Source organism: Pseudomonas sp. WT-JTC, assembly GCF_056711565.1.
Genome location: NZ_CM160042.1, coordinates 192,390 through 203,962, shown reverse-complemented (window position 1 = coordinate 203,962; position 11,573 = coordinate 192,390). Strand labels below are relative to the sequence as shown.

General features: G+C 60.6%; 11 protein-coding genes. 4 read left to right on the top strand and 7 right to left on the bottom strand.

Annotation, left to right across the window (positions count from 1 at the left end):
- The first annotated feature begins 71 nt into the window (after positions 1–71).
- A complete protein-coding gene (locus AC06G5_RS00880) occupies positions 72–1,076 on the top strand; it encodes an AraC family transcriptional regulator (protein WP_480458848.1) in 1,005 nt (334 codons plus the stop codon).
- Positions 1,077–1,152: 76 nt separating this feature from the next.
- Here AC06G5_RS00880 and AC06G5_RS00875 read toward each other — a convergent pair whose 3' ends face one another.
- On the bottom strand, positions 1,153–1,839 hold the full coding sequence (locus AC06G5_RS00875) for a Crp/Fnr family transcriptional regulator (protein WP_413428388.1): 687 nt from the start codon (positions 1,837–1,839) through the stop codon (positions 1,153–1,155).
- A gap of 83 nt (positions 1,840–1,922) precedes the next feature.
- On the opposite strand from AC06G5_RS00875, the gene AC06G5_RS00870 reads away from it, so the two are divergent.
- Positions 1,923–2,447, top strand: coding sequence for an Mpo1 family 2-hydroxy fatty acid dioxygenase (locus tag AC06G5_RS00870; protein ID WP_413428389.1), 525 nt, complete (start codon positions 1,923–1,925; stop codon positions 2,445–2,447).
- A gap of 87 nt (positions 2,448–2,534) precedes the next feature.
- Here the strand turns inward: AC06G5_RS00870 and AC06G5_RS00865 are convergent, their stop codons facing one another.
- From AC06G5_RS00865 to dibA, 6 genes are all read right to left on the bottom strand, one after another.
- Complete coding sequence (locus AC06G5_RS00865) at positions 2,535–3,524, bottom strand: sulfate/molybdate ABC transporter ATP-binding protein (RefSeq protein ID WP_413428861.1); 990 nt, start codon at positions 3,522–3,524, stop codon at positions 2,535–2,537.
- 4 nt (positions 3,525–3,528) lie between these two features.
- Positions 3,529–4,398 (bottom strand): sulfate ABC transporter permease subunit CysW, encoded by an 870-nt coding sequence (gene cysW, locus AC06G5_RS00860; protein ID WP_008019109.1) that lies wholly within the window; start codon positions 4,396–4,398, stop codon positions 3,529–3,531.
- Between the two features lie 12 nt (positions 4,399–4,410).
- On the bottom strand, positions 4,411–5,229 hold the full coding sequence (gene cysT / locus AC06G5_RS00855; protein ID WP_008019110.1) for a sulfate ABC transporter permease subunit CysT: 819 nt from the start codon (positions 5,227–5,229) through the stop codon (positions 4,411–4,413).
- A 172-nt stretch (positions 5,230–5,401) separates the two neighbouring features.
- Positions 5,402–6,415, bottom strand: a complete 1,014-nt coding sequence (locus tag AC06G5_RS00850) for a sulfate ABC transporter substrate-binding protein (protein ID WP_413703748.1) — start codon at positions 6,413–6,415, stop codon at positions 5,402–5,404.
- 73 nt (positions 6,416–6,488) lie between these two features.
- Positions 6,489–6,671, bottom strand: a complete 183-nt coding sequence (gene oscA, locus AC06G5_RS00845; RefSeq protein ID WP_007975618.1) for a sulfur starvation response protein OscA — start codon at positions 6,669–6,671, stop codon at positions 6,489–6,491.
- A gap of 279 nt (positions 6,672–6,950) precedes the next feature.
- Positions 6,951–8,870, bottom strand: coding sequence for a phosphodiesterase DibA (gene dibA, locus AC06G5_RS00840; RefSeq protein ID WP_480458843.1), 1,920 nt, complete (start codon positions 8,868–8,870; stop codon positions 6,951–6,953).
- 147 nt (positions 8,871–9,017) lie between these two features.
- Between dibA and desA the strand changes: the two genes are divergently transcribed.
- Together desA and AC06G5_RS00830 are read left to right on the top strand one after the other, a co-directional pair.
- The gene (gene desA / locus AC06G5_RS00835; protein ID WP_008019116.1) at positions 9,018–10,202 is read left to right on the top strand and encodes a delta-9 fatty acid desaturase DesA; all 1,185 of its coding nucleotides are present in this window, start codon (positions 9,018–9,020) and stop codon (positions 10,200–10,202) included.
- Between the two features lie 271 nt (positions 10,203–10,473).
- Entirely contained in the window at positions 10,474–11,463 is a 990-nt protein-coding gene (locus tag AC06G5_RS00830; RefSeq protein ID WP_413703750.1) for a sensor domain-containing diguanylate cyclase, read from the top strand.
- The last annotated feature ends 110 nt before the right edge of the window (positions 11,464–11,573 follow it).

Here is an 11,573-nt window from a genome sequence, read left to right as displayed (position 1 = left end):
ATCCTGCCTTGCGTACCCTAGCAACGCGGTAGCCGAGAACGCCAACCTGTTGACCGGAAGCGCCAATCAGCATGACCGAACCGACCTCACTCGCCAGCTGGACCCGCGCCCTGCGCAAGCAACTCGATGCCCTGGGCATCGACAGCACCGCGCTGTGCCATCAAGCGGGGCTCGATCCACAGTTGATGGACGACCCGAACGCCCGATACCCGCTGTCAGGCACCACACAGCTGTGGGCGTTGGCGGTACAGGTCAGCGGCGACCCGGCGATTGGCCTGCGGGTTTCGCGCTTCGTCAGCCCGACCACCTTCCATGCGCTGGGTTATGCGCTGGTGGCCAGCGGCAGTTTACGGGAGGTGTTCGAGCGCATCGTGCGTTATCACAAAGTGGTCAGCGACGCCCTGGAACTGGAGCTGACCCGCGCTGAGGATCGCTACCGTTTCCGTCTGAAAATCCCTTCCGGCAACCCGGCCCCGGCCTTCGAAGCCATCGATGCGTTCATGGCGATCTACGTACGCACCTGCCGCAATCGCCTGGGCCGCGAATACGCGCCACTGGCGACCTACCTGCGCCGTCCGGAACCGACAGACGCACACCAATGGCATAAAGTCTTTCGCTCGCCCGTGCACTTCGGCGCCGAAGAGGATCGACTGGAATTCTCCCTCATCGACTTCGACAGCCACCTGGATGATGCCAACCCGGAACTGGCCGAACACAATGAAACCGTGCTCAAGCGAACCCTGGCGCAACTCAAGCCGCTGACGTGGGAGCGCAAGGTCCGCGACGCCATTGAAGAACAACTGCCCGAAGGCGAACCCAGCGCCGAGCACATCGCCAAGGCCCTGCACCTGAGCCTGCGCAGCCTGCAACGACACCTGGCGGATGAAGGCTGCCGGTTCGATACGCTGCTCAACGAAAGCCGCGAAAACCTCGCGCTGCTGCACCTGCGTGACCCGCAGGTGTCGCTGAGCGAAATCAGTTATCTGCTCGGGTTTGCCGACACCAGCAGCTTCAGTCGCGCGTTCAAGCGCTGGACGGGGATGACACCGGGGCAGTTTCGGGATGGGTTGCGGTGACAGATCCTGGAGGTGGATTGCCTTATCCGGCCTCTTCGCGAGCAAGCCCGCTCCCACATTGGGCCTGCGTGAACTGTTAAATCGTGGCCAGTGTCCGTAACCGGGCAGCGTCGAGGATTTCAATTTCGCCGTAACTCAGCCCAATGATCCCCTGTCCCTGCAGTTCCTTGAGAATCTGGTTGGTGGTCTGGCGCGACAGCGACAACATTGAAGCAAGTTGCTCCTGGGGCAGTTGCAGAACGCGGCGCGCAGGGATGGTCTCGCCATAGCCTTCGGCGATCATCAACAAACGGTGCGCCAGCCGTGCCGGGGCCGGCAACAGGCTCAATTGTTCGAGGTTGATGAAGGTCATGCGTAATTTCTGGCTCATCAGCAACGCCAGTTGCCGCCAGTGCTGCGGATGCTCGTCGAGCAGTGCCAGCAAGGTGTTCTGGGGAATGTGCAGCAGCGTGCACTGGCCCACGCCGTACGCATCGTGGGTGCGTGGCTGGCCATCGAACAGGCAGATTTCACCGAACCAGTGTGGCGGTTCCACCAGGCTCAGCAACGCTTCCTTGCCCTGCTCGCTCACGGCACCGACGCGCACCGCGCCTTCAAGTACCGCGTACAGGCCGCAGGGCGGATCGCCGCGCTTGAACAGCCGCTGGCCCGCAGACAAGCGCCGCACCCTGGCCACCGACAGCAGACTATCCTGTAGGGAAACAGGCAAATGGCTGAACCACTGACCGCTCATCAGGCGTGGACGCCAAACCTGCATATCCATGAAAACTCCTAGAGATTGTCGCCTGGCTGACAGAGCGAGAAGTGGCCCCGGGGCATGATCAGTCACCCCACAGGAGAACAACAATGAAAAGCCTCGTCGACCACCTCAGTCAATACGCCGCCTACCACCGTGACCCACGCAACATCGCATCGCACTTTATCGGCATTCCGCTGATCGTGGTCGCCGTCGCGGTGTTGCTGTCTCGGCCGCAATGGTCGCTGGGCGGCGTATGGCTGTCACCGGCGGTGCTCGTCTCGCTGGCATCGGCGTGGTTTTACCTGCGTCTGGAGTTGCGCCTGGGCGTGTTGATGACCGTGTTGCTCGGGCTGAGCGTCTGGGCCGGTCATGCGCTGGCACAGCAAAGCACGCTGGTGTGGCTGGGCAGCGGCGTGGCGATGTTCGTGATCGGTTGGGCGATCCAGTTTGTCGGCCATCACTACGAAGGGCGCAAACCGGCATTTGTCGATGACGTGACCGGGTTGATTGTCGGGCCGCTGTTCGTGGTGGCGGAGTTGGCATTCATGCTGGGAATGCGGCATGAGCTGAAAGAGCAGATCGAGGCGCGGGCGGGTGGGGTGCGGGTCAATCCGAAGCGTGCTGCAGTCTAGATCGCCATCGCGAGCAAGCCCGCTCCCACAGGTTTTGTGAACGACACAGATCCCTGTGGGAGCGGGCTTGCTCGCGAAGCTTTTGCTTTAGATGTTGGCGAGTTTCTGCCAGACCTTCGGCTTGAAGAACAACGTCTCGCCCTTCGCCAACCCGATCAGGCTGTCGTGATCCTTGACCACTTCGGCCTCGATCAGATCGCTCTGCCCTTCAACCTTCAGCGTCACCCGCGTCGTCGCGCCCAGCGGACGGATATCCCGCACCTCGGCCGCGTGGTGATCTTCCAGCTCATGGCGCGACAGCGACACCTCGTGCGGGCGGAACAGCACGTGCTTGTCTTCGCCCAGGTGCAGTCGGTTCGAATCACCGAGGAAGTGATAGACGAAATCGCTGGCCGGGTTTTCGTAGACGTCGCCCGGTGAACCGATCTGCTCGATCACACCCTTGTTCATCACCACGATACGGTCGGCGACTTCCATCGCTTCTTCCTGGTCGTGGGTCACGAACACCGAGGTCAGGTTGATGTCTTCGTGCAGCCGCGCCAGCCAGCGGCGCAGTTCCTTGCGAACCTTGGCGTCGAGGGCGCCGAAAGGTTCGTCGAGCAGCAGCACTTTCGGCTCCACCGCCAGGGCGCGGGCCAGTGCAATGCGCTGACGCTGACCGCCGGAGAGTTGTTCCGGGTAGCGATCCGACAGCCAGTCCAGTTGCACCATGTTCAGCAGTTCGTGGACTTTGCTTGCAATCTGGCTTTCGCTCGGGCGCTGGTTTTTCGGTTTCATGCGCAGGCCGAACGCGACGTTGTCGAACACCGTCATGTGGCGGAACAAGGCGTAGTGCTGGAACACGAATCCGACGTTGCGATCCCGCACGTCATGGCCGGAAACGTCTTCACCGTGGAACACGATGTTGCCCTGGTCCGGGGTTTCCAGGCCGGCGATGATCCGCAGCAGCGTGGTCTTGCCGCAGCCCGACGGACCGAGCAACGCGACGAGCTCGCCGCTCTGGATGTCCAGGCTGATGTTGTCCAGCGCCTTGAACGCGTGGAAGTTCTTGCTGACGTTACGCACTTCGATCGACATGAAATCATTCCTCCGCGGCGCTGGCGCGCAGGCGGTTAATACGGTTTTCGCTCCACTGCTTGGCCAGCAGGATGAAGAGCGCCAGGATCAGCAACAGGCTCGCCACAGCGAACGCGGCCACGTGGTTGTATTCGTTGTAGAGGATCTCGACGTGCAGCGGCAGGGTGTTGGTCACCCCGCGAATGTGCCCGGAAACCACCGACACCGCACCGAACTCGCCCATGGCCCGCGCGGTACACAACACCACGCCGTAGATCAGGCCCCATTTGATGTTGGGCACGGTGACGTGCCAGAACATCTGCCAGCCGTTGGCGCCGAGCAGGCGTGCAGCCTCCTCTTCCTGAGTACCTTGTTCCTGCATCAGCGGGATCAGTTCACGGGCCACGAACGGCACGGTAACGAAAATCGTCGCCAACACGATGCCCGGCAAGGCGAAGACGATCTGGATATCGTGATCCTGCAACCACGGGCCGAACAGCCCCTGGGCGCCGAACATCAGCACGTAGACCAGACCCGCAATCACCGGGGATACCGAGAACGGCAGGTCGATCAGCGTCACCAGCATGCTCTTGCCGCGGAACGAGTACTTGCTCACGCACCAGGCGGCGCTGACGCCGAACACCAGGTTCAGCGGCACCGAAATCAGCACGGCGATGACCGTGAGTTTCAGGGCCGACAGCGCGTCCGGCTCAAAGATCGCGGTGAAGAACGCCCCGAGGCCGAGCTTCAGGCCCTGGGACACCACGATGAACAGTGGCAGCAGCAGGAACAGCGCAAAAATCAGCCAGCCAAGGCCGATCAGGATTCGCCGCGAGGTCGCACTGCCACGGCGGGCAGCGTTCGAGGAAGCGGCAGCAATAGACGATTGGGACATGGGTGCGCCTCCTTATGGGGTTTCGATGCGCCGCTGCAACAAGTTGATCAGCAGCAACAGGACGAAGGAAACCACCAGCATCAGTACACCAATGGACGTAGCGCCGGTGTAATCGTATTGGTCGAGTTTGACCATGATCAGCAGCGGCAAGATCTCGGTTTTCATCGGCATGTTGCCGGCGATGAAAATCACCGAACCATACTCGCCGACCCCGCGGGCAAAGGCCAACGCGAAGCCGGTCAGCCAGGCGGGCAGCAGCGCGGGCAGCAGGATATGGCGGAAAACCTGCAAGGGTTTCGCACCCAGGCACGCTGCCGCTTCTTCCACTTCACGGGGAATATCGGCCAATACTGGCTGTACGGTACGTACTACGAATGGAAGTGTCACAAAAGTGAGGGCAAGGGTGATGCCCAAGGGGGTGTAGGCGATCTTGAAACCCAGATCCGTTGCAAACTGACCAACCAGGCCGGTAGGGGTGTACAACGCTGTCAGCGCAATACCGGCCACCGCCGTGGGCAATGCGAACGGCAGGTCGATCATGGCGTCGATGACTTTGCGTCCAGGGAAGGTATAGCGCACTAATACCCAGGCCAGCAGCGTGCCGATGATGCCGTTGATGATCGCGGCACACAGGGCGGTGCCGAAACTGAGCTTCAACGCGGCCAGCACCCGTGGCGCCGAGATGATTGCCCAGAACTGATCCCAGGTGAGTTGAGCGGCATGCACGAACATCGCCGCCAGTGGTATGAGCACAATCAGGCTGAGGTACACCAAGGTGTAGCCCAGCGTCAGCCCGAAGCCGGGTATGACGGGGGAGATACGACGCGACATAAAAGTCCTTGGTTGAAAAGCGATCCGCTAAACGCATCAATGTGGGAGCGGGCTTGCTCGCGAAGAGGCCGTATCAGTCAACATTTACGTCGCCTGACACACCGCCTTCGCGAGCAAGCCCCCTCCCACACTTACGAGCCCAGGCATCAGGCTCATTGATGGCTATTTAAGATTACTGCGCCTGATAGATCTGGTCGAACACGCCGCCGTCATTGAAGAATTTCGGCTGCGCGGCTTTCCAGCCGCCGAAGTCCTTGTCGATGCTCACCAGTTCCAGTTTCGGGAACTGTTGGGCGTATTTGGCGGCAATATCCTTGTCCCGTGGACGGTAGAAATTCTTCGCCGCGATTTCCTGGCCGGCCGGGCTGTACAGGTACTTGAGGTAGGCTTCGGCGATCTGCTCGTTGCCCTTTTTCTCGGCGTTCTTGTCGACCACCGCCACCGGTGGCTCGGCGAGGATCGACAGCGAAGGCACGACGATGTCGAACTTGTCGGCGCCACCCTCTTCTTTCAGCGCCAGGAAGGCTTCGTTTTCCCAGGCCAGCAATACGTCGCCCTGACCGTTGTTGACGAAGGTGATGGTCGAACCGCGAGCGCCGGTATCCAGCACTGGCACGTGCTTGAACAGGGTTTGTACATATTCCTTGGCCTTGGCTTCGTCGCCACCGTTGGCTTTCAGGCCATAGGCCCAGGCCGCGAGGAAGTTCCAGCGCGCACCGCCGGAGGTTTTCGGGTTCGGCGTGATCACCGAGACGTCATTCTTGACCAGGTCACCCCAGTCCTTGATGCCTTTAGGGTTGCCCTTGCGCACCAGGAACACGATGGTCGAGGTGTAAGGCGTGCTTGCGTCCGGCAGGCGCTTTTGCCAGTCCGCCGGCAGGCTCTTGCCCAGCTTGGCGATTTCGTCGATGTCGCCGGCCAGGGCCAGGGTTACGACGTCGGCACGCAGGCCGTCGATCACCGCCCGGCCTTGCTTGCCCGAACCGCCGTGGGATTGCTGGATCTTCACGGTGTCGCCGGCATGGTCCTTCTGCCAGAACTTGATGAATTCGGCGTTGTAGTCCTGGTACAGCTCGCGGGTCGGGTCGTACGACACGTTGAGCAGCTCGTAGTCCTTGGCTACCGCGGAACCGGCAAAAAGGGCGCTGGCCAGGGCGGCCAAAGCGAAGTGGCGAATCGACGACATGGTGAAAGCTCCTGGAATTCTTGGTTTGTTGGCTTTTTTATGGGATATCGGAAATCGCGGTGTCTGGTTCGCCTCAGCCCGGCTTGTTGCCCGGCTGCTGCAAACGGAATTTTTCCTTGCGCTCGATCTGCACCACCTGGGCGTTGTGCACGGTGATTTCCACGGCACCAAAGCGCAGGTCGCGCAGGGCACTCTGGATTTCACGCAGGATGGTGGCTTCGTCTTGACCGTCGACGCTACGCAGGGATGCGCTCATATTGCTGCTCCTTCAACTGAGAGGTTGCCTCGCAGTGTCGGCACTGCTTGCGGCTTGAGAGCAATACTAGAGAGGTGTAGATATTCTTAAAAAGACTATTTAAGAATGTTTATATAACCAGAAGACATTATTTGGCGGGACAAGGGTTTGCGAGGGATTGCCCCCATCAGAAGCCCGCCCCCCCTGTAGGAGCGAGCTTGCTCGCGATGGTGGCAGGGACACCGCGTTCATTCAGGCAGCTCTTGTCATCGTTAACACTCATCGCGAGCGAGCTCGCTCCTACACGATTACCGGCGCATGCGCCCAGTCGAGCTGCTCCGCCGACACCGGCCGCCCGAACCAATAGCCCTGCCCCAGATCACATCCCTGCTCAAGAAGGAAAGCTGCCTGCTCGACCTGCTCGATCCCCTCGGCATGTACCTGCATGCCCATGCTCTGAGCCAGCGCAATGATCACCCGCGAGATCGCCGCATCATCCTCATCCCACGGCAATCCGGCGACGAAGCCCTGGTCGACTTTCAACTTTTGCACTGGCAGACGCTTGAGCCGCAGTAGCGATGAATAACCCGTGCCGAAGTCGTCGATGGCCAGACGCACACCCAACTCGCGCAGGCGATGCATTTGCTCAAGCGCGACTTCCGGATCCTCCATCACCGCGCTTTCGGTCACTTCCAGCTCCAGACACGCCGGTTCCAGCCCGGTTTCGCGCAGGACCTGCGCCACTTGCTGATACAGCTCACGACGGGCGAACAGGCGCGAAGATACGTTGACCGCAACGAACGACAGCACTACGCCACCCTGCTGCCACTGGCACATCTGCCGGCACGCCTGCTGCATGACCCAGGCATCGATTTCAGCAATCAGACCGGTTCGCTCGGCCACCGGGATGAATTCCGCTGGCGACACCAATCCCCGCTGCGGGTGCTGCCAACGCACCAGTGCCTCGACGCCAATCAGGCGACCGGTCCTGAGGTCGTGAACCGGCTGGTAATAAACCCGCAGCTCTTGCCGGTCCAGGGCGCGGCGCAATTCGAAGGCGATCTCGACCCGTTGCTGGGCGTGGGCCGTCAGCTCTTCGGTGTACAAAGCATAATCATTGCGCCCCGTGCTCTTGGCCTTGAATAGCGCAGAGTCGGCATTACGCAACAGCTGCTCGACGCTCAAGGCATCGCTGGGGAACAGGCTGATGCCGATGCTGGTGTTGATGAACAGCTGGTGCCCATCAATGAGGAACGGCTCCTTGAGGCCGTCGATAATCCGCTGGGCCAACGCAGCAGCCTGAACCAGTTGCGGACAGCTTTCGGCGAGTACGGCGAACTCATCCCCACCCAAACGCGCCAGGGTGATGCCCGGGCCGAACATGGCGCCCAGGCGCTCGGCCACCGCCTTGAGCAATTGATCGCCGATGGTGTGCCCGAGGCTGTCGTTGATCATCTTGAAGTGATCGAGATCGATCATCAGTAGCGCGCAGCCACGCTTGTGGACCTGCGCCGAGGCCAGGGCCTGTTCGGCGCGGTCGGTGAACAGCAGGCGGTTCGGCAGGTCGGTCAGCGGATCGTGGTGCGCAAGGTGCATCAACTCGTGTTCGGAGTTCTTGATTGCACTGATATCGGAAAACACCGCCACATACTGGCTCGGCTGGCCACGGTCGTCGTGGATCAGGCGGATCGTTTGCCATTGCGGGTAAATCTCGCCGCTTTTGCGCCGGTTCCAGATTTCACCACTCCACTCCCCGACACTGGCGAGTGCGGCAAACATCGCCTGATAAAACTCAGGGGAATGCCGCCCGGACTTGAACAGATTGGGCCGCTGCCCCAGTACGTCCTCACAGCCGTATCCGGTGATTTCCATAAAAGCCCGGTTCACATGGACGATCACGCCTTCCCGATCGGTGACCAGCACCCCCTCGCGGGTGCAGTCGAACACCGCGGCCGCCTGGCGCAGACGCTCGCGGTGGGTATTGCGCTCGTGCAAGGTGGCGCCGATCCCCAGGCACCGCAGCAGCCGCGCCCGGGCAATGACGATCAACCCGGCGCTGAACAGCACCCAAACGTAACCGTTGATCAGTTGCCATCGCAGTCGCTCGGCAGAGCTATCGAATAAACTGTTCAATAAATAGCCACTGATCTGCAGCCAAACCACAGAAAGCAACAGATAGAGCAGCGCTGCACGCAAGGCATCGCGATAGGTGGCAGACATCCGGCGATCCATGTCCCTACAAAAAGGTTGGAATTATAGTTTGAAGACACATCCCGCCACTCTTATCTGAAAGGGCGACTGGTTTTCTGTGTGGGCTTAGTGATAATGCATCGGCTGTTTTTTCTTTCATCGAGGGCCCTATAGCCTATGTGGTACGAAGGTTTTCTTGGCTTGTCGCCCTGGGCACTGGTAGCAGTCACCCTGCTGATGACCCACATCACGATCATTGCCGTCACGGTCTATCTGCATCGTTACTCGGCCCATCGCTCCCTGGAGCTGAATGGGGGCCTTAAGCATTTCTTCCGTTTCTGGCTGTGGCTGACCACGGCGCAGAACACCCGCGAGTGGACCGCCATCCACCGCAAGCATCACGCCAAATGCGAAACCGTCGATGACCCGCACAGCCCGGTCATCAAGGGTTTGTCCACGGTGCTGCGCAAAGGCGCCGAGTTGTACCGCGCCGAAGCGGAAAACCCCGAGACGTTGCGCATCTACGGCAAGAACTGCCCCGAAGACTGGATCGAGCGCAACCTCTACAGCCGCTTCCCGCTGCTGGGTGTGGCGATCATGGGCGTTATCGACCTGCTGCTGTTCGGCACCATCGGCATCACCATCTGGGCCATCCAGATGATGTGGATCCCGGTGTGGGCCGCCGGCGTGGTCAATGGCCTGGGCCATGCCATCGGCTACCGCAACTTCGAATGCCGCGATGCGGCGACCAACCTGGTGCCGTGGGGCATCCTGATTGGCGGCGAAGAACTGCATAACAACCATCACACTTACCCTAACTCGGCAAAACTGTCGGTGAAGAAGTGGGAATTCGACCTCGGCTGGGCGTGGATTCAAGTCTTCAGCTTCCTGCGCCTGGCCAAGGTTCAGCGGGTTGCGCCGATTGCCCACCGCGTCGAAGGCAAGGGCAACCTGGACATGGACACCGCCATGGCGATCCTCAACAACCGCTTCCAGATCATGGCCCAGTACCGCAAATTGGTGATCGGCCCACTGGTCAAGCAAGAGCTGGAAAAGGTCGATCACTCGGTACGTCACCAGTTCCACCGGGCCAAACGCCTGCTTTCGCGCGAGACCAGCCTGCTGGACGACAAACACCATGTACGCATCCAGAACATGCTCGAGCACAGCCAGGCGCTGAAGGTAATTTACGAAAAACGCCTGGCCCTGCAGCAGATCTGGGTCAAGACCAGCTCAAATGGCCACGACATGCTGGCGGCCATCAAGGATTGGGTACACGAGGCCGAAGCCAGCGGGATTCAATCCCTGCGCGACTTCGCCGATCAGTTGAAGACCTACTCCCTGCGCCCTGCCGCCGTCTGAAAAAATGTGGGAGCGGGCTTGCTCGCGAAGGCGGTGAGTCAGTCGACATCTTCATTGACTGGCCCACCGCCTTCGCGAGCAAGCCCGCTCCCACATTGATTTGTGACTGCAAAAATCCGTCGCCCCTACCGCCCGGCGGGAGCAAGCTCCCTCGCCACACCAGGCGGGAACTTCATCTGAAAAGCCCTATCTCAAAGACACTTCGCCATTCCCGGCGGGTTTGGTGTTGGCCGCTATCGAACACGCGGCATGCCCTTTGAGATTTGCGTCGATGGCCCCAAAAAACCTGCAAGACTCATCTCCGTCCCATTGGCCCGAGGCCGCTCAGCCCCTGATAGCGCTGATGCATGCCCAAGGCGAAGTCGCACGCCTGAGCGAACGCGAACAACTGCTCAACACCTTGCTGGCGAGCGTCAACGCGGTGCTATGGGCACTCGATTGGGAAACCCGCAAGGTGCTTTACGTCAGCCCCGCCTATGAACGGATCTTTGGCCGTTCGGCCGATCTACTGCTGGCTGACAGCAATCAATGGCGCGACAGCATTCACCCTGACGACCTGGACCATGCCGAACGCAGCCTTGCCGAAGTGCTGGACAAAGGCGCCGTCGAAGACCGCGAATACCGAGTCATCGCTGCCGACGGCCAGGTGCGCTGGCTAAGCGACAAATGCTACATCAACCGCCAGGCCGAGCCGGGGCAACCGGTGATCATCGTCGGCATCGCCGAAGACATCACCAACAAGAAGCAAATGGAAACCGAGCTGCATCGCCTGGCCACCATCGATGCGCTGACCCAGAGCAGCAACCGCCGTCATTTCTTCGAATGTGCCCACCGAGCGTTCGCACATGCCCGGCAGCAGGGCGAGCCGCTGTCGTTCCTGATGCTGGACATTGATAACTTCAAGACGGTCAATGACACCTACGGTCATCAGGAAGGCGACAACGTGTTGCAGCGCATTGCCGAAAGCGGCCGCGCAGCGTTGCGCCGTCGTGATCTGTTCGGGCGCATTGGCGGTGAGGAGTTCGCCGCGGTGTTTCCCGGGTGCACGCCACAGATGGCCCTGCAAGTGGCTGAACGCCTGCAACGGCAGATTCAGCAATTGAGTTTCAACCATGAAGGCCGGACGTTCGGCATCACCGTCAGCCAGGGCCTGACCAGCCTGACCGCCGCGGACGAAAACGTGGAGAACCTGTTTTCCCGGGCGGATGCGGCGATGTATCAGGCCAAGCGCGAGGGCAAGAACCGGATTGTCACGGCCTGACGCCCCCTCCCTCCCTGTAGGAGCGAGCTCGCTCGCGAAGAACCCGAGGGCACCGCGGGGTGCCAGGTTTCCAGCGTTATCGTTGACGACCATCGCGAGCAAGCTCGCTC